The organism is Altererythrobacter sp. H2 (genome assembly GCF_035319885.1).
Lineage (GTDB): Bacteria > Pseudomonadota > Alphaproteobacteria > Sphingomonadales > Sphingomonadaceae > 34-65-8.
Window position 1 is genome coordinate 2,943,824 of sequence record NZ_CP141285.1, and the last position, 23,247, is coordinate 2,967,070.

A 23,247-nucleotide genomic window follows, 5' to 3' on the forward strand; every position below is an offset into this window, starting at 1 on the left:
CCGCACGACACGTCAGAAGGTGTAACCAATCCCCAACACGACCAGCGCCTGGTCGGCGTCCCCGCGAAGCGAGGTGTAGGGCGTGCGCGCGGCATCGCCCTGAAGCCGCGAATAGGCCGCGATCATCACCAGGCCGAGGCCGCCGTTGAGGGCATTTCCATCGAGATCATAGCCCACCAGCAGGTTGGCCCCGAGCGCGTTGAGCCCGCCATCGGCGGCAAATTGCGGCAGCCCGCTGGCAGCCGCCTGCGCCGGGCTGACCGACTGGTAATAGCGGGCGTAATCGTTGCTGACGAACTCGGCCCCGGCGGACAGCTGCACGAACGCGGCGCGCGACAGCGGGCTGCCCCAGCTCACCCGCGGCTCGACCACCATGCCCGAATGCGCCCCGGCCACGTCCTGGCGCAGGTCAACCGTGAACGACAGTGTGTCGAACCGTGTCAGCACGCCGGGGATGTTGAGCCCGGCCGTGGCACCCACTTCGACCGCCCGGTCAAGCTCGCCCGCCAGTTCAACCACGGGATCCTCGATATCATCCGCCCGGTCGCTGCGCACACGGATCACCGGCCCGAACGACAACGACGGCTTGCCCCGCACTTCCGGCAGGACATTGAGCGCCAGCCCGGCCGGGCGCGGTTCGACCCGGACACCGGCCACCTTGCCCTGCACCACCGGCAACACTGCCAGGCGATAATCGTCCGACCCGCTGTAGCTGGGGCTGTAGGCCGCCCCGACACCGATCGTGACCCAGGTGTCGTCAAACACCGTCTCGCCCGGCGGCGGGATGCCTGCGGGCGGGCCTTGCGGTGCCTCCTGCGCCAGAGCGGGGGAGGCAAGCAGGGCGAGGGAACCGAAAATGATGCGCATGGTGGCCTCAATGGTTGGTAATGCTGCCCGTTCCCGCATCAGCCCGCCCCCTGCCAGACCCGGATGCTCTCCAGTGGCCAGACCAGCATGACCACGTTGAGCGTCAGATTGTCCCGCACCACCAGCGCAGTGACGATTTCCGCAGTTATGGCCAGCGCCACTGTCACCTTGACCGGCAGGCGCATGGCCAGCCAGAACCCCAGGCTCATCCAGCCGATATCGGCCATGGAATTGATCACGCTGTCGCCCGAATAGCCCCAGTTGACCGTGACCGCGCGATAGCGGTCGATCACGAACGGGGTATTCTCGACAATTTCCCACGCCGCTTCGAGGAATACCGCCAGCGCGAAGCCCCAGCGTGCGGCGCCTTGACCGCCCACCTGCCACTTGCGGAAAAGCAGCCAGGCGACACCATAGAACAGCATCCCGTGGATAATGTGGCTGGGCGTGTACCAGTCTGACAGGTGCTGGCTGTTGCCTGAGGAATTGATGTTGCCATACCACAGCTCGACCGTGCCGCAGGTGCAGATCGGCGGGCGGCCCATCGCCAGCAACACGCCGAGCGTGGTCAGCACCATGACCAGGACGGCGATCAACGCCGGGCGATGCGGACTGAGCGGAGCAGACATGGCCGGTCTTGTTGCCGTTCGCGCGGGCAAGCGCAAGCGCGCGCTCGCGCGGCCCCCCTCGCGCGGTCCCCATTGCCCGGGCCGCGCTGCTCGCCTAGGGCGGTGCTCGCATGAGCGGTCGCGCCAACAACACCACGAGAACGGAAATCGCCATCGTCGGGGGCGGCCTTGCGGGCGGGCTCATTGCGCTTGCCCTGCGTCAGGCCCGCCCGGATGTCGCGGTGCACCTCTACGAGGCAGGGCCGGCGCTGGGCGGCAACCACCGCTGGAGCTGGTTCGACAGCGATCTCGACACCGCCGGCAACGCCCTGCTTGCCCCGTTCCGCAAGATCGGCTGGCAGGGCTACGAAGTGCGCTTCCCGGCCTATCAGCGCAAACTCAAGGCCAGGTACAACTCGCTCTCCAGCGCCGATTTCGAACCGGCCCTGCGGCGCGAGCTGGGGCAGGACACGATCCGTACCGGTACCCCGGTTGCGGCACTTGACGCAGGCGGGATTATCCTGGCTGACGGCACCCGCGTGTCTGCCCGCGCGGTGATCGATTGCCGTGACATGGCAACCGACAGCACCCTGCGCGGCGGGTGGCAGGTCTTCATGGGCCGCCACTTCCGCACCCCGCGCCCGCACGGCCTCGCCCAGCCGATCGTGATGGATGCGCGCGTGGACCAGCACGGCGCTTACCGGTTCGTCTATGTCCTGCCGCTCGGGGCGGACGAGCTGTTCGTCGAGGACACCTATTACGCTGACAGCCCGGAGCTGGACCGGAGCGCCCTGTCAGCCCGGATTGACCGCTATTGCGAGGCCCAGGGCTGGGACGGCACGATCCTGCACGGCGAGGCCGGGGTCCTACCGGTCATCACCGGGGGCGACTTTGCCGCCTGGCAGCGCGCCCACGCCATCGACGGGGTGGCGCGGGCCGGGGCCGGTGGCGGGTTCGTCCACCCGCTGACCAGCTACACCCTGCCGTTCGCGGTCGAAACGGCGCTGGCGATTGCGGCCGATGCCGACCTGCCGGGCGAACAGCTGGCGGCCCTGCTGGCTGACCGGGCGCGGCGGCACTGGGCTCAGACCGGGTTCTACCGCGCGCTTGGCCGGATGCTGTTCGATGCTGCGAAGCCGGACGAGCGTTACCGCGTATTCCAGCGTTTCTACCGCCTGCGCCAGCCACTGATCGAGCGGTTCTACGCCGCCCGCTCCACCACAGCGGACAAGGCGCGCATCCTTTGCGGCAAACCACCCGTATCCATTCTGCGCGCGCTGTCGGCACTGGCCGGCCAGAGCGCCCCGCTTAGAGAAAGACACCGCCCATGACCGTCCGATCTGCCGACCCCGTGACCGCTCCCGGCATCTCTCCGGACCTCAAAACCACCGGCAAGCGCGCCTGCGTGATCGGTTCCGGCTTCGGCGGCATGGCACTGGCCCTGCGGCTGCAATCGGCCGGCATCCAGACCACCGTGGTGGAGGGCCGCGACAAGCCGGGCGGGCGGGCCTATTTCTGGGAGCGGGACGGATTTCTGTTCGATGGCGGGCCGACAGTCGTCACCGATCCCGATTGCCTCAAGGAACTGTGGGCGCTTTCAGGCCACGACATGGCGGCCGACGTCGAGCTGATGCCGGTCATGCCGTTCTACCGGCTCAACTGGCCCGATGGCACCAACTTCGACTATTCAAACGACGAGGCGCAGCTCCACAGCGAGATCGCCAAGCTCAACCCGGCTGATGTCGCGGGCTACCAGCGGTTCCTCGAATATGCTGCCGGGGTCTACGAGGAAGGCTACGTCAAGCTCGGCCATGTGCCGTTCCTCGATTTCAAGTCGATGCTCAAGGCCGCCCCGGCGATGGCCAAGAAGCAAGCCTGGCGCAGCGTCTATTCGATGGTCTCCAGCTTCGTGCAGAGCGAGAAGCTGCGCGAGGCGCTGAGCTTCCACACCCTGCTGGTCGGCGGCAACCCGATGAAGACCAGCAGCATCTACGCCCTGATCCACAAGCTGGAAAAAGACGGCGGCGTGTGGTGGACGCGCGGCGGCACCAACCGGCTGATCGCCGGCATGATCCGCCATTTCGAGCGGCTTGGCGGCACGATGCGGGTGGGCGACCCGGTGGTGCAGGTCCACACTATCGGCAACCGCGCCACCGAGGTCGAGGCGGCCAGCGGCTGGCGCGAAAAGTTCGACGCCGTCGCCAGCAACGCCGACATCATGCACTCCTATCGCGACCTGCTGGGCGGGACCAAGCGGGGCAAGGACCAGGCGAAATCGCTCGGCCGCAAGAGCTTCAGCCCCGGTCTGTTCGTGGTCCATTTCGGGCTGGAGGGCACCTGGCCCGGCATCCCGCACCACATGATCCTGTTCGGCCCGCGCTACAAAGGCTTGCTGGACGATATCTACACCCACGGCGTGCTGCCGCAGGATTTCAGCATCTACCTGCACCACCCGACCGTGACCGATCCGAGCATGGCCCCTCCGGGCAAGAGCACGTTCTACGCGCTGGTCCCGGTCGCCCACATGGGCAAGCTGGCGGTCGACTGGGACGAAGTCGGCCCGATGCTGGAAAAGCGCATCCTCGACGAAGTCGGGCGGCGGCTGATTCCTGACATCCATGACCGGATCGTGACCAAGTTCAGCTATGCGCCGAAGGATTTTGCGATCGACCTCAACGCCCACCTCGGCAGCGCCTTCAGCCTCGAGCCGGTGCTGTGGCAGAGCGCCTTCTTCCGCGGCCACAACCGCGATGACGTGATCGGCAACTTCTACCTCGTGGGCGCGGGCACGCATCCGGGCGCAGGCATCCCCGGCGTGGTCGGCAGCGCCAAGGCGACGGCGGGGCTGATGCTGGAGGATCTGGCGCGGTGAAGCGCCTCGCTGTCTATTGCGGGTCGGCCACGCCGGCCGATCCGCGCTACATGGACCTTGCCCGCGAAGTGGGGCGCACGCTGGCGACACGCGGCATCGGCGTGGTTTACGGCGGCGGGCGGCTGGGGCTGATGGGCGCGGTCGCCTCCGGCGCGCTGGAGGCGGGCGGCGAGGTGATCGGGGTGATCCCCGAGGCACTGGCCGGCAGCGAAGTGGCCAACCGGGATTGCACCGAGCTCCACGTGGTGGAGGGGATGCACGAGCGCAAGAAGGCCTTCACCGACCTTTCCGATGGCTTCGTCACCATCCCCGGCGGGGTCGGAACGATGGACGAACTGTGGGAAGCGATCAGCTGGGCGCAGCTGGGCTATCACTCCGATCCGGTCGGCCTGCTCAACGCGTTCGGCTTTTACGATCACCTGATCGCCTTCAACCGCCACATGGCCGAGGTCGGCTTCATCCGCCCGGCGCACCAGAACATCCTGATCGCGCGTGACAGCTTGCCCGACCTACTTGATGCGATGGCCTCCTACGTGCCGCACACCCCGATCTTCCGGATGAAGGCGGACGATTTGTGAGCACGCGCCGGGCCGAACTGGTCGAGCTGTCGCGGCGCTCGATCAAGCGCGGCTCGAAGAGCTTTTCCGCCGCCAGCCGCCTGTTTAACCGGCAAACGCGTGAGCGGGTGTGGCTGCTCTACGCCTGGTGCCGCCGGTGCGACGACATTGCCGACGCGCAGGAACTGGGCGGCGCGCTGGGCGACCAGTCGGGTGCCGCCGAGCGCCTCGCCCGCATCCGCGCGCTCACCGCCAAGGCCTTCGCCGGCCAAGCCACCGGCGATCCGGCGTTCGATGCGCTGGGGCTCGTGGCGAAGGAATGCGGCATTACCCCGGAGATGGCGGAAGACGTGATTGCCGGCTTCGCGCTCGATGCCGACGACTGGCGGCCGCGGAGCGAGCGCGACCTGATGCGCTATTGCTACCACGTGGCCGGCGCAGTCGGCGCGATGATGGCGCTGGTAATGGGCGTTTCCCCCCGTGACGACGACACGCTGGACCGCGCCTGCGACCTCGGCTTCGCGTTCCAGCTCGCTAATATCGCCCGCGACGTGGTGGAGGATGATGCGGCGGCGCGGTGCTACATTCCGGTCGAGTGGCTGGTCGAGGAAGACATCGAACCCGGCCAGCACACCAAGCCGCACCACCGGCAGGAACTGGCCGACATGGCGGCGAAGCTGGTCAGCCTGATGGAAACGCACGAAGCCGCCGCCCGCATCGGTGCCGCGCGCCTGCCCTTCCGCAGCCGCTGGGCAGTGCTGAGCGCGGCGCGGATCTACGGCGAAATCGGGCGCGAGGTGCGGCGACGTGGGACGGCGGCCTGGGATTACCGCGTGTCCACCACCAAGGCGGACAAGATCCGCCACGCGGCAGCGGCGCTGGTTGAGGCCCTGGTCAACCGCCCGCCCGCTCTGGCCGAGATGCCGCGCTGGACCCGGCGGGATTTCACTTCGCGGGCGTAGATCGCTGATCGGCTCTATCTCGACAGGCCCCACCGCCCGGTCTAACCCGCCAGCATGATCACCAAACTCCTGATCGCCAACCGCGGCGAGATTGCCTGCCGCATCATCCGAACCGCGCGCGAAATGGGCGTGGCGACGGTCGCGGTCTATTCCGATGCCGACGCCAAGGCGCTGCATGTGCGCCAGGCCGACGAGGCGGTGCATATCGGCCCCTCGCCTGCCGCCGAAAGCTATCTGGTGGGCGCCAAGATCATTGCGGCGGCCCAGCAGACGGGCGCGGATGCGATCCATCCCGGCTATGGCTTCCTCTCCGAGAACGCCGACTTCGCGCAGGCCGTGCTGGACGCCGGCCTCATCTGGGTCGGCCCCAAGCCTGCCAGCATCCGCGCCATGGGTCTGAAGGACGCGGCCAAGCAGCTCATGCGCGCAGCGGGCGTGCCCGTGACGCCGGGCTATGACGGCTCCGATCAATCCGTCGAGCGGCTGACCAAGGAGGCCGAGGCCATCGGCTACCCCGTCCTCATCAAGGCCGTGGCGGGCGGCGGCGGCAAGGGGATGCGCAAGGTCGATGCCCCCGCCGATTTCGCCGCCGCGCTGGAATCCTGCCGCCGTGAGGCCAAGGCAAGCTTCGGCAATGACGAGGTGCTGCTCGAAAAGTGGATCACCTCGCCCCGCCATATCGAGGTGCAGGTGTTCGGCGACGCCCACGGCAACGTCGTCCACCTGTTCGAGCGCGATTGCTCGCTCCAGCGCCGCCACCAGAAGGTGATCGAGGAAGCCCCCGCCCCCGGCATGGACGCGGCCACCCGCGAAGCGATCTGCGCCGCCGCCGTGCGCGCGGCCAAGGCGGTCGATTACGAGGGCGCAGGCACGATCGAATTCATCGCCGACGCCAGCGAAGGCCTGCGTGCCGACCGCATCTTCTTCATGGAGATGAACACGCGGCTTCAGGTGGAACACCCCGTCACCGAGGAAATCACCGGGGTCGACCTGGTCGAATGGCAACTGCGCGCGGCGAGCGGGGAGCCGCTGCCCCTCGCCCAAGAGGATCTGTCGATCAACGGTCACGCGATCGAGGCGCGGCTTTATGCGGAGGATCCGGCCAAGGGGTTCCTGCCGAGCACCGGAACACTCGAAATGTTCGCCATCGACGATGGCTACGCCCGCATCGAAACCGGGGTGGCGCAAGGCGACGCCATTTCGCCTTTCTATGATCCGATGATCGCCAAGATCGTCACACACGCCGACACCCGGGAACAGGCCGTCTGGCGGATGGAAGATTGCCTCAGCGAGCAACTTGTTTTCCCGGTCAAGACCAATGCCCCGTTCCTGCTGCGCGCACTGCTTTCGGACGGGTTTATCGGGGCGCGTCTCGACACCGGCCTGATCGGCAGGAATCCGGACTGGGCCAATGCGATTGTGCCCTCGCAGTTGGCGCTGGACCAGGCGGCGCTCTCGATGTTGCATCGGTCAGCCGACAACATGCCGATCAGGGTTCCCGGTTTCCGCCTCAACGCGCCTGACCGGAGCGAGGTGGCGATGATGCTCGGCAATGAGGTGGTCAAGGGCGATGCCTCGCAGCCCGCGGTCGGGGTTCTGCAACTGGACGACGGCGAAACGGTGTGGCTGAACGAAGCGGGAGAGACCTTCGCCCTGCGTCCTTTTGCAGCACGCGGCACAGGCCAAGCCTCCGCCGCCGATGGCGCGATCATCGCGCCGATGCCCGGCAAGGTCATTGCGGTCGATGTTGCCGAAGGCCAGACCGTCACCGCCGGGCAGCGGCTGCTGGTGCTCGAGGCGATGAAGATGGAACACGCCCTACCTGCGCCCTTCGACGGGGTGATCGAGGGGCTATCGGTCAGCGCGGGCGCGCAGGTGCAGGTTGATGCGGTGCTGTGCAAGGTGGTGCCTGCGGGGGCCTAACTCCTGTTTTCGTCATTGCGAGGAGCGAAGCGACGCGGCAATCCAGAGCTGCTGCGCACTTCCGCTCTGGATTGCTTCGCTGCGCTCGCCATGACGGGGGAGGGGAGAGGGAATGACCTGGGCCAAGGAACTCGAAGAACTGCGCCAGCGCGAGGCGCTGGCCGAGCAGATGGGCGGCGCGGACAAGGTGGCGCGGCAGCATGGGCGCGGGAAGATGGACGCCCGCGCGCGGCTGGCGGCGCTGTGTGACGAAGGCTCCTTCCGCGAAATCGGCAAGATTGCAGGTTCGGCGAAGTATGACGCCAATGGTGACCTCGCCAGCGTCACTCCCGCCCCGTTCCTGTTCGGCAAGGCGCTAATCAACGGACGGCCCGTGGTCGCCACAGCCGACGACTTCACCATTCGCGGCGGCGCGGCAGACGCGGGCATTGCGCGCAAAATGGTGCAGGCCGAGATGATGGCGCATCAGCTCAAGCTCCCGATCATCCGCATGATCGACGGCACCGGCGGCGGCGGCAGCGTCAAGACATTGGAACTGATCGGCGCGACCTATATCCCGGCGGTGCCTGGCTGGGGCGATGTGGTGACCAACCTCGACACGGTGCCGGTGGTGGCGCTGGCGCTCGGCCCCACGGCGGGCCTCGGCGCGGCGCGGACTGTCGCCAGCCATTATTCGATTATGGTCAAGGGCTTGAGCCAGATCTTCGCCGCTGGCCCCGCCGTGGTCGATGGCTTGGGCGATGCCTACAAGGGCGGCGCGGCCAATCACGAGGAGGCCAAGGAGGCGCTCGGCGGCTCGGCGATCCACACCCGCAACGGCGTGGTGGATGACGAGGTGGCGAGCGAGGCCGAAGCCTTCGCCCGCGCGCGGCATTTCCTCAGCTTCATGCCCGAATATGTCGGCCAGCCCGCCCGCCGCTCGTCTTGCGACGATCCCGCCGACCGGCGCGAGGAGGCACTGCTCAGCCTTGTCCCGCGCGCCCCGAAACAGGTCTATTCGATGCGCCGCTGCATGGAGATGCTGTTCGATTCCGGCACCGTGTTCGAAATCGGCAAGCACTGGGGCCGCGCTGCTATCACCGCCTTTGCGCGATTGGATGGCTGGCCGGTCTTCGTCATTGCCAGCGATCCGAGCTATCTGGGCGGATCGTGGGAGGCCAAAACGTCCGAAAAGGTCGAACGCTTCGTCCGCCTTGCCGACCAGTTCCGGCTCCCCATCGTCCACCTCGTCGACAACCCCGGCTTCATGATCGGGCGCGAAGCGGAAATTGCGGGGACGATCCGATACGGCGTCAACGCGATGAACGCGATCTACCGCGCCACCGTGCCGCTGGCCTCCATTGTCCTGCGCCGCGCCTATGGCATTGCGGGCAGCGCGATGAGCAATGCCGAGCGGTATCAGTACCGCTATTGCTGGCCGAGCGGAGACTGGGGCAGCCTGCCGATCGCGGGCGGGCTGGAGGTTGCCTACAAGTCGGAGATCGAAGCGGCCGACGATCCCGCCGCGCTGCTGGAGGAAATCCGCGAACGGCTGGCGAAGGTCACCTCCCCCTTCCGATCTGCCGAACGCTTCAACGTCGAGGACATCATCGACCCGCGCGACACCCGGCCCCTGTTGTGCGAATTCGCGGGCCTCGCGTGGCGGAGGCTCGAAAGCGAAGCCTAGTTCCGCAGGATATCGTGCACGATCATGTACTTGTGCGCCTCGCCCGGGCGGCGGAACAGCTTGCCCCGCTCGCTGTAGAGCACCAGCACCAGCGCGGTCACGGCGCACAGGGTCATGGCCACGCCCAGCGGGAAGGCGCTGCCGTCGTAAGCCTGCCCGATCAGAGCGCCGAGCACTGCCCCGGTCACCATCCGCACGCTGGTCTGCGCCGATGATGCGGCCCCGGCGATATGCTGGAACGGCTGCATCGCAATCGAGCTGAAATTGGCGCCGACGAACCCGAGCATGGTCATGCTCAGGGCCAACAGCGGCACGAATTCCCACAGGGTCTGCCCGCCGCGCCCGGCGGAAATCATCTGCAGCACCGCCACCACCAGGAACACCAGCAGGGCGGTATGGCTCACCCGGCGCGCGCCGAACCGTTCGACAATGCGCGAATTGGTGAAGCTGGCGATGACCATGCCGAACACCGAGGCACCGAAGATCAGCGCGAAGTAGTTGCCCGCGCCGAAGCTCTCCTCGATCAGCTGCTGGCTGGAATTGAGGAAGCCGAACAGCGATCCGAACACCAGCGCGCTGCCGACCACGTAACCGACTGCCACCCGGTTGGAGAGCGCCTCGCCCATGTTCTTCAGGATCGTGCGCGCATCGAGATCCTGCACGTTTTCCGCGGTGAGCGATTCGGGCAGCCGCCACCACACCCACAGCATGACCAGCGTGCCGGCCACCGCCATCGCGCCGAAGATCGCGCGCCAGTCTGCCACCAGCAGGATCAGCTGGCCGATTGCAGGTGCAAAGATCGGCACGGCCAGGAAGATCATGATGATCAGGCTCATCATGCTGGCCATCCGGTCCCCGCCCACCTTGTCACGCACGATGGCGGTCGGCACCACGCTGAGGCCCGCGCAGGCAATGCCCTGCACCAGCCGCAGCACCAGCAGGGTGGTAAAGTCCGTCACCAGCGCGCAGGCGAGCGACATGACGACATAGGAAACCAGCCCCACGAACAGCACCGGGCGGCGGCCGAACCGGTCAGCAAAGGCACCGGGGAAGAACGCGCCGATGCCGGAGCCGAGGAAATAGGCGCTGATCACGAACTGCCGCTCGTTGCCGGTGGCGCCCAGTTCCCCGCCCATCACGCCCAGCGCGGGGAGCATGGAATCGATCCCGAATGCCTGCAGGCTCATCAGCAGCGCCATCAGCACGATCAGCTCGCGCTGGCTGATGTCCCGTTCATGGCGGGCGGCAGGCCGGGTTGCGGGGGTGGTCATGGGGCAATCCTTGCGCGCCGCGGCGGCGCTTGGCCACCCTAATTTTGCACTGCACAACAAAAGTGCCAGTGCGCCCGGTGGTTCCCGCCCGGCGCGCCCGGCGCTATCGTCACCAGCGTGAGCGACACCCCGCCCGACCACGCCGAAGAGGCCCCCGGCCTGCGCAAGATCATCCATGTCGATATGGATGCCTTCTTCGCCAGCGTGGAGCAGCGCGACCACCCCGAGCTGCGGGGGAAGCCGGTCGCGGTGGGCGGATCGGGCGGGCGCGGGGTGGTGGCGGCGGCGAGCTACGAAGCGCGCACGTTCGGGGTACGCTCGGCCATGCCGGGGGTGACTGCGCGGCGGCTGTGCCCGGACTTGATCTTCGTGCGCCACCGGTTCGACGTTTACAAGGACGTCAGCCGCCAGATCCGGGCCGTGTTCCGCCACCACACGGACCTGGTCGAGCCACTCAGCCTCGACGAGGCCTACCTCGACGTCACCAATGACAAGCTCGGCATCGGCAGCGCCACCCGCATTGCCGAGCTGATCCGGCAGGAAATCCGCGCCAAAACCCAGCTCACCGCCAGCGCGGGGGTCAGCTACAACAAGTTCCTCGCCAAGATCGCCAGCGACCAGAACAAGCCTGACGGGCTGTGCGTGATCCGCCCGGGGCAGGGTGCGCAGTTCGTCGCGGGGTTGCCGGTGCGGCGTTTTCACGGCGTCGGCCCCAAGGGCGCGGAGAAGATGCAGCGGCTCGGCATCGCCACCGGAGCAGACCTGGCTGCCAAGGATCTCGCCTTCCTGCGCGAGCATTTCGGCAGCATGGCGGACTATCTCTACCGCGCCGCGCGCGGGATCGACCTGCGCCCCGTCCGCGCCAACCGCGTGCGCAAGTCGGTCGGCGGGGAGCGCACGCTCGCGCACGATATCTCCACCGGCGCGGCGCTGCGCGAGACGCTGGAGAGCATCATCGGGATCGTGTGGGAGAGCATCGAAAGGAGCGGCGCCAAGGGGCGCACGGTCACGCTCAAGATGAAATACACCGACTTCCGCAATGTCACCCGCGCCCATTCGCAGGGTCATGCCGTGCCAGACCGGCAGGCCTTTGCCGCGATTGCCCGCCGGCTGCTGGACGAGCTGCTGCCCCTGCCCCTGCCGATCCGGCTGATGGGGCTGACCCTGTCCAACCTTGACGGGGATCGCCCGCCGGAGCCGGAACCGGACACCGCGCAGCTATCGCTCCTGTGAGCCCCGCCACATTTCCAGCCGCCGCCGGGTGATTGCCGAAAGCGGCTCGGGCAGCGAATGGGTCGGAAAAAAGCGCGCCTCGATCACTTCGCGCCGGTCAATCACCGGCTCGCGGTCGACCACGCAGTGAAACAGGTGGGCAGTATGGAAAGAGCCCGAGACAGTTTCCTCCAGCACCCCCACCAGCGCCATGCGATAGGGCTCCAGCCCCAGTTCCTCGTGCAGTTCACGCCGCGCGCTGGCCTCGGGCGGCTCGCCCCGGCCAATCCCGCCCCCGGGCAGCGACCAGTGGCCCGAACCATAGCTGTGCCGCACCAGCAGCACCGCGCCGTCGATCCGGGTCACGATTACGCTGCACCCGGCCAGCGGCACCTTGCGCCACTGCCGCCAGCGCCGCCGCAGCCGGTGCGCCAGCGGCAGGAGCGCGCGGTGCAGCGGTGCCGGGATCAGGTGAAGCATGTGACCGGCTGCCCGCTGCCCGCGGCCAGCAACCGGGCCACGGGCAGGTCGCTCTCGCCCGCCAGGGCCGCCGAAAAGACGGCCCGCTTGTCAGCCCCGCGCATCACGAACAGCAGCGCATCGCAATCGAGCAGGGCCGGGATGGTCAGCGTGATCCGGTCAAACGGGGCGTGCGGCGGCAGGGGATCGGGCGTCAGGCGGCGCACCATGGCAGGGTCTGCCGGATCGGGATCGGTGTTGGGAAACAGCGAGGCGATGTGCCCGTCTTCTCCCATGCCGAGCCAGGTCAGCGCGAAGTGCGGCGGCAGGGCGTCCTCTGTCAAAGCGACCACCCGCGCGCCGGCCGGTTCGAGCAGCGCACGCAGCTTGCCGGTATTGGATGCCTCATGGTCCTCCGGCACGATCCGGTCATCGTTGGGCCAGACCTCCAACCGGGCAAAGTCGAGTTCGCGCCGCACCAGTTCAGCCAGGATCGGGAACGGGGTGGAACCGCCGGGGACCGTCACCGCCACAGTGCCACTGGCGCGCTCAAATGCTGCGCCAAGCGCATTTTCAAGCCAGTCCGCAATGGCACGGCTGTCGGCGTCGGCAATCAATTCTGCGGGCAGTTCTGCAGGTTTTTCCATCGCCCCTTGGTGACGCAGCCGGGCGCGGCGCGCAATCCCCTGCCCGCCCGGAAAAGCCCGGCAGGCAGGGGAATAGGTATGCGCCAGTGCCGGGGATCAGGCGGCGGTCTGAGTCAGGAACCAGACCCGTTCCTCGGCCTGGTCGGTCCAGTCGTCGATGATCCCGTCAGTGGCGTTGTCGCCAGCTTCACCAGCCAGTTCCTTGACCATGCGCAGGCGCTTGACCAGCGCCGCGTTATCACGGCGCAGTTCCTCGACCATCTTCTCTGCCGAAAGCGCGGCATCGTCCTGATCGGCGACCTGCGTATGCGCGACCACCGATCCGATCGAGGTCAGCGTGGCCGCGCCGTTCTTGCGCACACGCTCGCCGATCAGATCGACCACGCCGATCAGCTGGGCGGCCTGCTCGTCAAACAGCAGGTGCAGGTCGCGGAAGCGCGGCCCGGACACATGCCAGTGGAAGTTCTTGGTCTTGAGGTAAAGCGCCAGATAATCGGCCAGCAGGCCGTTGAGGCCTTCCACCAGCGCCTGTTTCGAATTGTGCTTGGTATCGGTCATATCGATTCCCCTTTCGGAGACTATACGCCCGTTGAGTTTTTCCGTTTCCCGATTAGTCACGATGTCATTAATCGGCTAACTCGATTATAGCAGGCCGCGTGCGCCCAGGGCCAGGATCAGGGCCGCGATCGCGCACAGCCCTGCCAGCACCAGCCGGAGCGGGCGCAGTCGCGCCGGGTCGGCCAGATCCTCCGGCGCAAGCAGAGTCACCACCAGCACTGCCGCGCCCCCAAGCCACCCACCCAGCGCGCTCAAGGGAGGGTTGGCGGTCGCCGCCGCCAGCGCGAAGACACAGAACCGGGCGGCATCACCCAGCTGCCGCGCCAGCAGGACGACGAACAGGGCAAACTGCGAATGGGTCGGCTCGCGCGGTACGGTGTCCTTGCGGGTCCAGGCCAGCTCGAATGCCGCCGCCCCCAGCGCGAAGGCGACCAGCATCGATTTCGCCGCAGGGGGCAACAGGGCCGCCACCAGCGATCCGCCCCAGGCCATCAGCCCGCTGGAAAGCGCGGTCACCACCAGCACCACCGGGATCAGCCCGGCCGCCCCGCCGCGCGCCAGCGCCAGCCGCCCGACCAGCACCTGATCGCGCGCGCCCAGCGAGAGCAGCGCGGCAGCCACAAGGGCCAGGAAAAACGCAGGCATCGGCGGTGCCGGTCAGGCGCGCCTCAGGCCCGCCAGGGCCCCGTGATCGCCAGCGTGCGGGTGGGGCTGTAGGCGTTGACGAACAGCGTCCTGCCATCGGGCGCGAAGCAGGCCCCGGCCAGCTCGGTCTGCTGCTTCAGCCGCGCCAGCGGATAGGCACGGCCAGAGGTGTCGATCCCGCGCAGGTAGTTGTCGACCGTATCGCTGTACTGGTCTTCGCACACCACCAGGTGGCCATTGGGCGCAACCACCAGGTTGTCACCATAGTTGAACTGCTCGGTGCTGTCGGATTCGAAGAACAGCTCGAGCGTGTCGGCCTTGCCGCCGCGGCCCGGCACCAGCCGGAAGATCTGGCCCAGCTTGGCCGCGCCGCCGTTGGTGCAGCAGAAGTAGAGCTCGCCCTCGCCCATCCACATGCCCTCACCCCGCGCAAACGGAACCGCGCCAGCCGCAATGCCTCGGGTGCGCAGATCGTCCTTGGGTGCTTCGACATCGTCGAGGTCGATCCAGCGCACCGGCAGTCTGGCTCCGCGTGCCACGTCCAGCCCGCTCCAGTTGCGGGTGTCGGTCACGCCCCCTTCGATCACCAGCGCCTGCAAGGTTCCGCCTTCAGCCAGCTTGCCCGCCACTTTGGGCACGAACCGGTAGAGCAAGCCGTCCTCCCGGTCCTCGGTCTGGTAGACCATGCCGCTGGCCGGATCGATGCAGGCGGCTTCGTGGTTGAAGCGGCCCATCGCCTTCAGGGGCACGGGATCGACCAGCCCGGTTGCCGTGGCCGGCACTTCGAACACATAGCCGTGGTGGGTGGTGCGGGTGAGCAGGCTGGACGGTTCCTCGCACGTGAGCCAGCTGCCCCAGGGGGTCACCCCGCCGGCACAGTTGCGGATCGTTCCGGCGAGCGAGCGGTGCTGGCGCTCGACCTTGAGGGTCCTGGCATCGAGCACAAGCGTGGTGGTGCCGCCGGGCATGAACGAACCATCCGGCATGGTGCCATACCCGCTGGTGAGCGTGGCCCCCGCCCCCTGGCCGGGGCGCAGTTCGTGGTTGCGGACCAGCGCGAGCTTGCCGCCGCCAATGTCGAAACAGCCCATGCCGTCGGCTGCGTCAGGCACAGTGCCGCCATCGTCCATCGCATCGCCGAGGCTGGAGATGACGCGGTAGGAAAAGCCCTGCGGCAGGTCGAGCAGGCCGGCCGGATCGGGCACCAGAGCGCCATAGCCGTCAGCCATCGCGCCGCTTGCCGCCATCCGGGTAGAGCAGCCGCTCGCAACCAGCGCGGCAAAGGCGCTGCCGGTCGCGGCGAGAAAGCGGCGTCGTGTGGGGGCAAGTGCGACCATCGGGAACAAGCTCATGTTGGGAATGTCGATGCGGGAATGCGGGCGCAGAGCGGCTGCGTCAATCCTCGATAGGCATCCTGTCCTATCAATCGCGCGCTTGCGCCGGGCGACCCGAGGGATAGAGTTACGCGCACTGAACAAGGGAGAGGCATTAAGATGAAGATCGGATCAGAGCTTGCCGCCGTCGTCACCGGCGGGGCTTCCGGCCTGGGCCAAGAGACTGCGCGGGCGCTGGCCGCCGCCGGGTGCAAGGTGGCCATCTTCGATATCAACGACGAGGCAGGCGAAGCCACGGCGCAGGAGATCGGCGGCAGCTTTCACCATGTCGACATCATGAGCGAGGAATCGGTCGAGGCCGGGTTCGCCGCCGCCCGCGCCGCCCACGGGCAGGAACGCCTGACCGTGCACTGTGCCATGGCCAGCCGCCGGGGCAAGACCGTGGGCTGGGACAAGGCCAGCGGCGGTTACAAGCGGCTCTCGACTGAAGACTATGCCTTCGGCGCGGAAGGCGTGCTGGTCGCCAGTTACCGCGTTGCCTCGATCTCGGCGCTCGGCATGGCCAACAGCGATCCGGTGACCGATGACGGCGAGCGCGGCGCGATTGTCCTCACCGCCAGCGTCGCGGCGCAGGACGGGCAGATCGGCCAGGTCATCTACGGCAGCTGCAAGGCCGGGGTGAATGGCCTGGTCCTGCCGATGGCGCGCGACCTGATGGACTTGGGCATCCGGGTCAATTCGATCATGCCCGGCATCTTCGCCACCCCGCTGATGCTGGGGATGAAGGATCGCAACCCGCCGATGTGGGAACAACTGAACGCCAGCGTGCCTTTCCCCAAGCGGCTCGGCCACCCGGAGGAATTCGCTTCGCTGGTGCTGGAGATTGCCCGCAACGGCTATATCAACGGCCACCAGTTCCGGCTGGATGGCGCCATAAGAATGCCGCCGAAATGATCGCTCACGGCTAGTTGGCTGCGCCAACGCCTCCGCGGGGGCGGCCTACCGGCCGGCGGGCAGTCGCCCTTGCGAGCCTGCGGCTCGTTCCAGTTCTGACCACGAAAGGTGTCGTCCATGGCTACTTCCACCAACGAATATCCCGCCAAAGGCTATGCCGCGACCTCGCCGGACAGCGGCCTCGCTCCGTTCAGCTTCACCCGCCGGGGCCTGCGTCACGACGACGTGCTGATCGACATCAGCCACTGCGGCATTTGCCATTCGGACCTGCACTCGGCCCGCAACGACTGGGGCCGTTCGACCTATCCGGTTGTTCCCGGCCACGAGATCGTCGGCACGGTGGCGGCCGTGGGCGAAGGCGTCACGCGCCATCAGATAGGCGACCGGGTGGCAATCGGCTGCATGGTCGATTCCTGCATGGAATGCCGCCACTGCGACGCCGATCTGGAGCAATACTGCCAGAACGGCGGGATGACCGGCACCTACAACGGCACTGACCGGCGCGATGGCAGCCCCACCTATGGCGGCTATTCCGACCGGATCGTGTGCCGCGAGGAGTTCGTGCTCAAGGTGCCGGCAGGCCTGCCGATGGCGGAAGCAGCGCCGCTGCTGTGCGCCGGGATCACCACCTATTCACCGCTGCGGACGTGGAAGGTCGGGCCGGGCAGCAAGGTGGCGGTGGCGGGCCTTGGCGGGCTGGGCCACATGGGGGTCAAGCTGGCGGCGGCGATGGGCGCGGAAGTGACCGTGCTGAGCCGCAGCGAAAGCAAGCGCGCCGACGCGGAAAAGCTCGGCGCGCACGCCTTCCTCAACACCACTGACCGCGTGGCGATGAAGGCGAAGACCGGTTATTTCGACCTGGTGCTCAACACCATCCCGGTGCGCCACGACGTGACGCCCTATCTCCACCTGCTGCGGATTGACGGGGTGCAGGTGCTGGTGGGCGTGATCGACATGCTCCCGGAAATGCATTCCGGCCTGCTGCTGGGCCGCAAGGTGCTGACCGGCAGCGGCATCGGCGGGCTCGCCCAAACGCAGGAAATGCTCGATTTCTGCGCCGAGCACGGCGTACTGCCGGAAATCGAGACGATCCCGATCCAGGACGTGAACCACGCCTACGACCGGATGGAAGCGAGCGACGTAAAGTACCGCTTCGTGATCGATATGGCGAGTTTGGGGTGATTGGCGGGGTTATTCGACCCCGAATGCAAAGACCCTTGCACCAGCAGTTCCTGCGCTTCCGGCAAGGCCTGGACCCACACCTCCGCCGACCGCAAAAACGAAGCCGTACTGTCCCGGCTCTAGGTCGTTCAGCGGCGTAACCTTGAACACGGAAGGTGCGATCTGCTCATAGTCAAACGCAATCTGATCTTTATCCATAACGCCCGCCTTGGCACCGCCGATGTTCATGCTGCCAATGCGCGCCTCTCGCTTGCCCTTTTTCTCCATTAGTTTCACGAGAGAAAACTCGTTTGGAGTTTGGATGGCAGCGCCAAAACCTGTCGAGAACATGCCACTCGAATTTCCGGCATCATTATCAAAATATACGTAAAAAACCGGCCGACTTACCCGTGAGGCAATTTTGGCCTTATCGCCGGGAATGACGGCTTTCACACTTGCGCTCGCGATGCCGCCCGTGAGCGCATAGCCCAATATCCCGCCGGTCTTGGTTTGAGTGGAAGATGTGGGATCGATCTTCCACATGCGCGGTTGGGCAGCCGCTTCATCGAACAGATATAGGCCTGGAAAATGCGGTGCCATGGGGTCTGCCGAACTGTCCGACATTTCCACTGGCACAACGGACCTTTTGACCATTGCCGCAATAACTGTACTCGGCACGCCCTTCTGGCGCAGTGCTAGCAAGTTGGCTGTATCCGTAAGATAATTACCATCACTGGTTTCGATCTTGGCAATGACTGCCTCTTCCCCGAGCCCAGCCTCTAATAGCATGATAACGTCATCGTTCGACAATGTTTCAGCAGACAGGGGTGCAGCCAACATTACTGGCACCAGGGCGGCCGCAAGGAACGTGCTACGCAGAAGCGATCTGATCTTCATGTTGAAACCCCGTCCATTGCCCCAGTTTTATGAGCATATCAGGCCCTTGCTAATCCGCAATGTCGATATGCCCCGCTGGTTGGAAGTGGTTGCCAGTGCTACCCGCCCAGCTTCGCCTTCAGCAGGTCGTTCACCACGGCCGGGTTGCCCTTGCCCTGGAGCGCCTTCATTGTCTGGCCGACGAAGAAGCCGAACAGCTTGTCCTTGCCGCCGCGGTATTCGGCGACCTTGTCGGCGTTGGCGGCGAGCACCTCGTCGATCACGCTTTCGATCGCGCCGGTATCGCTGAGCTGCTTGAGCCCCTCGGTTGCGGCGATTTCCTCCGGCGCGCGGCCGGTGGTGAGGACGATTTCGTAGATTTCCTTCGCCTGCCCACCGCTGATCTCGCCTGCGGCCTGCATCTTCAGGATCGCAGCCTGCGCCGCGGCCGTGCCGTGGGCCGGGTCGGCACTGTCACCCAGCGCCTTCATCACTCCGGGCGCGACCGAGAGCGACCAGTTGGCGACCTGCGTCGCCACCTCCGGCTCGCCCTTGCCCAGCACAGAGGCTGTTTCGGCCAGCAGGGTCTCGAACCGGGCAAAGGTCTCGACCTCGGCGGTCAGTTCGCGCGCGTTGTAGGGGGTGAGGCCGAGCACCTCGACGTAACGCTTGCGCTTGGCATCGGGCAGTTCCGGCAGGCTCGCGCGGCAGTCAGCGAGGAAATCCTCCTCCAGCACCAGCGGCAGCAGGTCGGGATCGGGGAAGTAGCGATAATCGTGCGCGTCTTCCTTGCTCCGCATGGAGCGGGTCTCGTTGCGGTCAGGATCGTAGAGCCGGGTTTCCTGCACCACCGTGCCGCCATCCTCGATCAGGTCGACCTGGCGGCGCGCTTCCTGTTCGATCACCGCCATGACGAAGCGGACCGAGTTGACGTTCTTGGTCTCCGTCCGGGTGCCGAACTCGTCACCCGGGCGGCGGACCGAGACGTTGACGTCCGCCCGCATCGAACCCTGCTCCATGTTGCCGTCGCACGATCCGACATAGCGCAGGATGGAGCGCAGCTTGCGCACGTAGGCCCCGGCTTCGGCAGGGCTGCGCATGTCGGGGCGGCTGACGATTTCCATCAGCGCCACGCCGCAGCGGTTCAAGTCGACATAGGACATGGTCGGATGCTGGTCATGCATCAGCTTGCCCGCATCCTGCTCCACATGGATCCGCTCGATCCCGATGATCTTGTCTTCGGGGATACCGGCCTTTTCGTCGGCTTCGATCAGCAGTTTCCCCTCGCCCACCAGCGGGTGGTAGAGCTGGCTGATCTGGTAGCCCTGCGGCAGGTCGGCGTAGAAGTAGTTCTTGCGGTCAAACCGGCTCCAGCGGTTGATCTGGGCCTCGATCGCCATGCCGGTGCGGACCGCCTGGCGGATGCATTCGGCATTGGGCACCGGCAGCATTCCCGGCATCGCCGCATCGACCAGGCTGACCTGGCTGTTCGGCTCCGCCCCGAACGCGGTGCTGGCACCGGAGAACAGCTTGGACTGGCTGGTAACCTGCGCGTGGACTTCGAGGCCGATCACGACCTCCCATTCGCCGGTTGCGCCCTGGATGCGGTAAGTGCTCATTGCTCGGTACCTGTCTTGTCAACCGGCCCGGCGCGCTTCGCAGAGCAGGCCGGTTCGCCATGGTCGGGCTCTTCGTCAGTTATCACCCTGCCGCTCGCATCAAACCGCGCCTCGCCGTGTTCGATAGTCCTGGACAGGTACATCACTACGCCGCCGATCAGCACGAAGGCGACGAGGAAAATCAAGATGAAAGTCGCGGTGCCGGTCACCTTACCACCATTTCTCCGGCTTTGCCGCGAACCCGGCGCGCTGCTCGATCGCGAGGCCGGCGTTGAGCACGGTCTGCTCGTCCATCGGCTTGCCGACAAGCTGCAGGCCGAGCGGCAGGCCATCGCGGTTGATCGTGGCGGGCACGTTCATCGCCGGGAGCCCGGCGAGCGATGCGGGCACGGCGAAGACATCGTTGAGATACATCGTCAGCGGGTCTTCATTGAGCGAGCCGAGCGGGAAGCTGGCGGTCGGCGTGGTCGGTGCGAGGATCACGTCGCATTCCGCAAAGGCGCGCTCGAAATCGCGCGCCACCAGTGCCCGCACCTTCTGCGCCTGGGTGTAATAAGCGTCATAGAACCCGGCGCTGAGCACATACGTGCCGATCAGGATGCGGCGCTTGACCTCGTCCCCGAAACCGGCGGCGCGGGTGGCGGCGTACATGTCCTGCAGGCCGGCCCCTTCGGGCAGGTCGCGCAGGCCATACCGGACACCGTCATAGCGGGCCAGGTTGCTCGAAGCCTCGGCCGGGGCGATGATGTAGTAGGCGGGCAGCGCATATTTGGTGTGCGGCAGGCTGATATCGACGATCTCTGCCCCCGCATCGCGCAGCCACTGCTTGCCGCGTTCCCAGCTGTCGAGGATCTCGGCGTCGGTCCCGTCCATGCGGTATTCGCGCGGGATGCCGACCTTCTTGCCGCGCAAGTCCGCATCGAGGCCCGCTTCCCAAGCCGGAACCGGCAGGTCGAGGCTGGTCGCATCCTTGGGATCGAACCCGGCCATGGCTTCCAGCATGATGGCGCAGTCGGCCACGTCGCGGGCCATCGGGCCGGCCTGGTCAAGGCTGGAGGCGAAGGCGACCACGCCCCAGCGGCTGCAGCGGCCATAGGTCGGCTTGATCCCGCAGATCCCGGCAAAGGCCGCCGGCTGGCGGATCGAACCGCCAGTGTCGGTACCCGTGGCCCCGGGCGCAATCCGCGCGGCAACCGCTGCGGACGACCCGCCGGAAGAGCCGCCCGGGCTCATCCCGGCATCGCTGCCTTCCTTGCGCCAGGGCGAGATGACATTGCCGAAATAGCTCGTCTCGTTCGACGAACCCATCGCGAACTGGTCAAGGTTGAGCTTGCCCAGCATGCCCGCGCCAGCGTTCCACAGGTTCCGGCTGACAGTGCTTTCGTATTCGGGCTTGAACCCTTCGAGGATATGGCTGGCCGCGGTGGTCTGCACGCCCCGGGTGGCGAACAGGTCCTTCATCCCGATCGGCACGCCGGCCATTGTGCCCAGTGGCTCGCCTTTCGCCCGCGCGGCATCGACCGCGTCGGCGGCAGCCAGCGCATGGTCCGGGGTGGTGACGATGAAGGCATTGAGCGCAGCCGCTCCGGCGACGGCGGCGTTGAAGGCTTCCGCCACTTCGCGCGCGGTGAAGTCACCCGCGGCCACGCCGTCCCGAATGGCCTTGATGCCGAGATTGGTGAGATCAGTCATTATTCGATCACCTTGGGCACGCCGAAAAAGCCATGTTCCGCCGCCGGGGCATTGGCCAGCACCGCATCGCGGCGGCCGCCGCCGGTCAGCGGATCGGCATCGATCACGTCGGCGCGCAGGCGCAGGGTGTTGGGGATGACAGCGGTCATCGGCTCCACGCCGCTGGTGTCGACCTCGCCCAGCTGCTCGACCCAGTCGAGGATACCGTTGAGTTCGGGAACCATGCGTTCCAGCGACTCATCGGTCATCCTGATGCGGGCGAGCGAGGCAATCTTCGCCACGGTAGCCTTGTCCACCGACATGGCAGTTTCCTTGCGTAAAGAATGGATAATGCGGCGCTAGCAGCGCCACCAGCCGCCTTCAAGCGGCGTGCGCTTACTGCTGCGGCGGCGGCGCAGGTTGCGGCATCGGAACCGGCTGCGCCGAGGGCGGCATCGCCCCGCCTGGCTGGCCACCCGGCGCACCGCCCTGCCGTTCCTGCTGCATCTGCATGACCTGCTGCAAGGCTTGCAGGCGGCGCTGGAAATCTTCCTCGCTCATGAAATCGATCAGTTCGACATCGAACGTCAGGTCGGCATTGGCCGGCACCTGCGAACCCGGCGGCGGGGCGTCGCCATAGGCCTTGGACGCCGGGATCTCCATCACGTACTTGCCGCCCTTCTGCATCTTCATGGCGCCCTCGCGAAAACCGGGGACGACATTGCCCATGAACAGCGGACTTCCTTCAGGGAAGAAGCCCTCGACCGGGATCGGCGGCGGGGCCCACTCGTCAAACACCGTGCCGTCAGCCAGCTTGCCGGTGTACTTGACGAACAGGACGTCGCTCTCGCCCGGGTTGACCCCGGTCCCGGCCTGGACCGTATCGACCGTGACGCCTGCCGGAACCGCGGCCCAGGCAATCCCCGCGCCGAGCGCGATGGCGGCAGCAACGCCAAGCCAGAGCTTGGTCAGGGAGCCCTTGGCGATGGGCTGGATCGGGACGCGGGTGATTTCGGCCATTGCGGATTCCTGACATGCAAAAGGGCGCGGATGGAAATTCCGCGCCCTGATGGCTTATCGCTGTGACGGGTTCAAGCGCCAAATATGGCGCCGGACAGGGTCTTACTTGCCCCCGTCGCGTTCCACCCGCTTGCGCTCCATCTTGCGGGCGCGGCGGACGGCAGCGGCCTTTTCACGGGCGCGCTTCTCGCTCGGCTTTTCGAAATGGCGGCGCAGCTTCATCTCGCGATAAACACCTTCACGCTGCAGCTTCTTCTTGAGCGCGCGCAGAGCCTGGTCGACATTGTTTTCGCGAACGATGATCTGCATAAAATACAACACCTCACAGCAAAGGCCCAGAGCCCGCATAAGCGCGGGGGTGCGCC

At 66.5% G+C, this 23,247-nt stretch carries 24 protein-coding genes; 9 read left to right on the forward strand and 15 right to left on the reverse strand.

The genetic code is table 11. From position 1 onward, the window contains the following. Positions 1-12: 12 nt before the first annotated feature. Both U4960_RS14605 and U4960_RS14610 read right to left on the reverse strand, forming a co-directional pair. Positions 13-867 (reverse strand): MipA/OmpV family protein, encoded by an 855-nt coding sequence (locus tag U4960_RS14605; RefSeq protein ID WP_324261340.1) that lies wholly within the window; start codon positions 865-867, stop codon positions 13-15. A gap of 38 nt (positions 868-905) precedes the next feature. Beyond that, positions 906-1,496: a DUF2585 domain-containing protein gene (locus U4960_RS14610; protein WP_324261341.1), complete on the reverse strand. Its 591-nt coding sequence runs from the start codon at positions 1,494-1,496 to the stop codon at positions 906-908. A gap of 110 nt (positions 1,497-1,606) precedes the next feature. Here U4960_RS14610 and crtY point away from each other — a divergent pair, with 110 nt between their 5' ends. The 6 genes from crtY (at position 1,607) to U4960_RS14640 (ending at position 9,455) form a co-directional block, all read left to right on the forward strand. Continuing rightward, positions 1,607-2,806, forward strand: a complete 1,200-nt coding sequence (crtY, locus tag U4960_RS14615) for a lycopene beta-cyclase CrtY (protein ID WP_324261342.1) — start codon at positions 1,607-1,609, stop codon at positions 2,804-2,806. Then, positions 2,803-4,347, forward strand: a complete 1,545-nt coding sequence (locus U4960_RS14620; RefSeq protein ID WP_324261343.1) for a phytoene desaturase — start codon at positions 2,803-2,805, stop codon at positions 4,345-4,347. Before crtY ends, U4960_RS14620 begins: the two co-directional genes overlap by 4 nt. After that, positions 4,344-4,925 carry a TIGR00730 family Rossman fold protein gene (locus tag U4960_RS14625; RefSeq protein ID WP_324261344.1) on the forward strand — a complete coding sequence of 194 codons (582 nt, stop codon included), beginning with the start codon at positions 4,344-4,346 and terminating at the stop codon, positions 4,923-4,925. The genes U4960_RS14620 and U4960_RS14625 overlap by 4 nt, the downstream gene beginning before the upstream one ends. After that, entirely contained in the window at positions 4,922-5,866 is a 945-nt protein-coding gene (locus U4960_RS14630; protein ID WP_324261345.1) for a phytoene/squalene synthase family protein, read from the forward strand. The genes U4960_RS14625 and U4960_RS14630 overlap by 4 nt, the downstream gene beginning before the upstream one ends. Before the next feature lie 54 nt (positions 5,867-5,920). Continuing rightward, positions 5,921-7,789, forward strand: coding sequence for an acetyl/propionyl/methylcrotonyl-CoA carboxylase subunit alpha (locus U4960_RS14635; RefSeq protein ID WP_324261346.1), 1,869 nt, complete (start codon positions 5,921-5,923; stop codon positions 7,787-7,789). Positions 7,790-7,901: 112 nt separating this feature from the next. Then, positions 7,902-9,455 (forward strand): acyl-CoA carboxylase subunit beta, encoded by a 1,554-nt coding sequence (locus U4960_RS14640; protein ID WP_324261347.1) that lies wholly within the window; start codon positions 7,902-7,904, stop codon positions 9,453-9,455. Here U4960_RS14640 and U4960_RS14645 read toward each other — a convergent pair. Beyond that, positions 9,452-10,726 carry a multidrug effflux MFS transporter gene (locus tag U4960_RS14645; protein ID WP_324261348.1) on the reverse strand — a complete coding sequence of 425 codons (1,275 nt, stop codon included), beginning with the start codon at positions 10,724-10,726 and terminating at the stop codon, positions 9,452-9,454. The two genes, U4960_RS14640 and U4960_RS14645, sit on opposite strands and share 4 nt — an antisense overlap. A 117-nt stretch (positions 10,727-10,843) precedes the next feature. Here U4960_RS14645 and dinB point away from each other — a divergent pair, with 117 nt between their 5' ends. Then, entirely contained in the window at positions 10,844-11,959 is a 1,116-nt protein-coding gene (gene dinB / locus U4960_RS14650) for a DNA polymerase IV (protein ID WP_324261349.1), read from the forward strand. Here dinB and U4960_RS14655 read toward each other — a convergent pair. From U4960_RS14655 to U4960_RS14675, 5 genes are all read right to left on the reverse strand, one after another. Beyond that, on the reverse strand, positions 11,945-12,418 hold the full coding sequence (locus U4960_RS14655) for an NUDIX domain-containing protein (RefSeq protein ID WP_324261350.1): 474 nt from the start codon (positions 12,416-12,418) through the stop codon (positions 11,945-11,947). The two genes, dinB and U4960_RS14655, sit on opposite strands and share 15 nt — an antisense overlap. Next, positions 12,406-13,044, reverse strand: a complete 639-nt coding sequence (locus U4960_RS14660; protein WP_324261351.1) for a 6-phosphogluconolactonase — start codon at positions 13,042-13,044, stop codon at positions 12,406-12,408. The genes U4960_RS14655 and U4960_RS14660 overlap by 13 nt, the downstream gene beginning before the upstream one ends. 96 nt (positions 13,045-13,140) lie before the next feature. Next, complete coding sequence (locus tag U4960_RS14665; RefSeq protein WP_324261352.1) at positions 13,141-13,602, reverse strand: Dps family protein; 462 nt, start codon at positions 13,600-13,602, stop codon at positions 13,141-13,143. 84 nt (positions 13,603-13,686) lie between these two features. Then, a complete protein-coding gene (locus tag U4960_RS14670) occupies positions 13,687-14,247 on the reverse strand; it encodes a hypothetical protein (protein WP_324261353.1) in 561 nt (186 codons plus the stop codon). A gap of 23 nt (positions 14,248-14,270) precedes the next feature. Next, complete coding sequence (locus tag U4960_RS14675; protein WP_324261354.1) at positions 14,271-15,599, reverse strand: alkaline phosphatase PhoX; 1,329 nt, start codon at positions 15,597-15,599, stop codon at positions 14,271-14,273. Positions 15,600-15,740: 141 nt separating this feature from the next. On the opposite strand from U4960_RS14675, the gene U4960_RS14680 reads away from it, so the two are divergent. Together U4960_RS14680 and U4960_RS14685 are read left to right on the forward strand one after the other, a co-directional pair. Continuing rightward, positions 15,741-16,535 carry an SDR family oxidoreductase gene (locus tag U4960_RS14680; RefSeq protein WP_324261355.1) on the forward strand — a complete coding sequence of 265 codons (795 nt, stop codon included), beginning with the start codon at positions 15,741-15,743 and terminating at the stop codon, positions 16,533-16,535. A 117-nt stretch (positions 16,536-16,652) separates the two neighbouring features. After that, positions 16,653-17,717: an NAD(P)-dependent alcohol dehydrogenase gene (locus tag U4960_RS14685; RefSeq protein ID WP_324261356.1), complete on the forward strand. Its 1,065-nt coding sequence runs from the start codon at positions 16,653-16,655 to the stop codon at positions 17,715-17,717. Between the two features lie 9 nt (positions 17,718-17,726). Here the strand turns inward: U4960_RS14685 and U4960_RS14690 are convergent, their stop codons facing one another. From U4960_RS14690 to rpsU, 7 genes are all read right to left on the reverse strand, one after another. Continuing rightward, a complete protein-coding gene (locus U4960_RS14690; RefSeq protein ID WP_324261357.1) occupies positions 17,727-18,593 on the reverse strand; it encodes a hypothetical protein in 867 nt (288 codons plus the stop codon). Positions 18,594-18,691: 98 nt separating this feature from the next. Next, entirely contained in the window at positions 18,692-20,191 is a 1,500-nt protein-coding gene (gene gatB, locus U4960_RS14695) for an Asp-tRNA(Asn)/Glu-tRNA(Gln) amidotransferase subunit GatB (protein ID WP_324261358.1), read from the reverse strand. After that, on the reverse strand, positions 20,188-20,400 hold the full coding sequence (locus tag U4960_RS14700) for a hypothetical protein (RefSeq protein ID WP_324261359.1): 213 nt from the start codon (positions 20,398-20,400) through the stop codon (positions 20,188-20,190). Before U4960_RS14700 ends, gatB begins: the two co-directional genes overlap by 4 nt. Position 20,401: 1 nt before the next feature. Next, positions 20,402-21,883: an Asp-tRNA(Asn)/Glu-tRNA(Gln) amidotransferase subunit GatA gene (gatA, locus tag U4960_RS14705; RefSeq protein ID WP_324261360.1), complete on the reverse strand. Its 1,482-nt coding sequence runs from the start codon at positions 21,881-21,883 to the stop codon at positions 20,402-20,404. Further along, entirely contained in the window at positions 21,883-22,185 is a 303-nt protein-coding gene (gene gatC, locus U4960_RS14710; RefSeq protein ID WP_324261361.1) for an Asp-tRNA(Asn)/Glu-tRNA(Gln) amidotransferase subunit GatC, read from the reverse strand. The genes gatA and gatC overlap by 1 nt, the downstream gene beginning before the upstream one ends. Positions 22,186-22,258: 73 nt before the next feature. Continuing rightward, positions 22,259-22,882 (reverse strand): FKBP-type peptidyl-prolyl cis-trans isomerase, encoded by a 624-nt coding sequence (locus U4960_RS14715; RefSeq protein ID WP_324261362.1) that lies wholly within the window; start codon positions 22,880-22,882, stop codon positions 22,259-22,261. 102 nt (positions 22,883-22,984) lie between these two features. After that, positions 22,985-23,191, reverse strand: coding sequence for a 30S ribosomal protein S21 (rpsU, locus tag U4960_RS14720; protein WP_324263124.1), 207 nt, complete (start codon positions 23,189-23,191; stop codon positions 22,985-22,987). Between the last annotated feature and the right edge of the window lie 56 nt (positions 23,192-23,247).

What these genes read in the sequence shown, in the direction of transcription:
- U4960_RS14605 (WP_324261340.1), bottom strand. Translation starts at nt 867, where the DNA reads ATGCGCATCATTTTCGGTTCCCTCGCCCTGCTTGCCTCCCCCGCTCTG.
- U4960_RS14610 (WP_324261341.1), bottom strand. Translation starts at nt 1,496, where the DNA reads ATGTCTGCTCCGCTCAGTCCGCATCGCCCGGCGTTGATCGCCGTCCTG.
- crtY (WP_324261342.1), top strand. Translation starts at nt 1,607, where the DNA reads ATGAGCGGTCGCGCCAACAACACCACGAGAACGGAAATCGCCATCGTC.
- U4960_RS14620 (WP_324261343.1), top strand. Translation starts at nt 2,803, where the DNA reads ATGACCGTCCGATCTGCCGACCCCGTGACCGCTCCCGGCATCTCTCCG.
- U4960_RS14635 (WP_324261346.1), top strand. Translation starts at nt 5,921, where the DNA reads ATGATCACCAAACTCCTGATCGCCAACCGCGGCGAGATTGCCTGCCGC.
- U4960_RS14640 (WP_324261347.1), top strand. Translation starts at nt 7,902, where the DNA reads ATGACCTGGGCCAAGGAACTCGAAGAACTGCGCCAGCGCGAGGCGCTG.
- U4960_RS14645 (WP_324261348.1), bottom strand. Translation starts at nt 10,726, where the DNA reads ATGACCACCCCCGCAACCCGGCCTGCCGCCCGCCATGAACGGGACATC.
- U4960_RS14655 (WP_324261350.1), bottom strand. Translation starts at nt 12,418, where the DNA reads ATGCTTCACCTGATCCCGGCACCGCTGCACCGCGCGCTCCTGCCGCTG.
- U4960_RS14660 (WP_324261351.1), bottom strand. Translation starts at nt 13,044, where the DNA reads ATGGAAAAACCTGCAGAACTGCCCGCAGAATTGATTGCCGACGCCGAC.
- U4960_RS14665 (WP_324261352.1), bottom strand. Translation starts at nt 13,602, where the DNA reads ATGACCGATACCAAGCACAATTCGAAACAGGCGCTGGTGGAAGGCCTC.
- U4960_RS14670 (WP_324261353.1), bottom strand. Translation starts at nt 14,247, where the DNA reads ATGCCTGCGTTTTTCCTGGCCCTTGTGGCTGCCGCGCTGCTCTCGCTG.
- U4960_RS14675 (WP_324261354.1), bottom strand. Translation starts at nt 15,599, where the DNA reads ATGAGCTTGTTCCCGATGGTCGCACTTGCCCCCACACGACGCCGCTTT.
- U4960_RS14680 (WP_324261355.1), top strand. Translation starts at nt 15,741, where the DNA reads ATGAAGATCGGATCAGAGCTTGCCGCCGTCGTCACCGGCGGGGCTTCC.
- U4960_RS14685 (WP_324261356.1), top strand. Translation starts at nt 16,653, where the DNA reads ATGGCTACTTCCACCAACGAATATCCCGCCAAAGGCTATGCCGCGACC.
- U4960_RS14690 (WP_324261357.1), bottom strand. Translation starts at nt 18,593, where the DNA reads ATGAAGATCAGATCGCTTCTGCGTAGCACGTTCCTTGCGGCCGCCCTG.
- gatB (WP_324261358.1), bottom strand. Translation starts at nt 20,191, where the DNA reads ATGAGCACTTACCGCATCCAGGGCGCAACCGGCGAATGGGAGGTCGTG.
- gatA (WP_324261360.1), bottom strand. Translation starts at nt 21,883, where the DNA reads ATGACTGATCTCACCAATCTCGGCATCAAGGCCATTCGGGACGGCGTG.
- gatC (WP_324261361.1), bottom strand. Translation starts at nt 22,185, where the DNA reads ATGTCGGTGGACAAGGCTACCGTGGCGAAGATTGCCTCGCTCGCCCGC.
- U4960_RS14715 (WP_324261362.1), bottom strand. Translation starts at nt 22,882, where the DNA reads ATGGCCGAAATCACCCGCGTCCCGATCCAGCCCATCGCCAAGGGCTCC.
- rpsU (WP_324263124.1), bottom strand. Translation starts at nt 23,191, where the DNA reads ATGCAGATCATCGTTCGCGAAAACAATGTCGACCAGGCTCTGCGCGCG.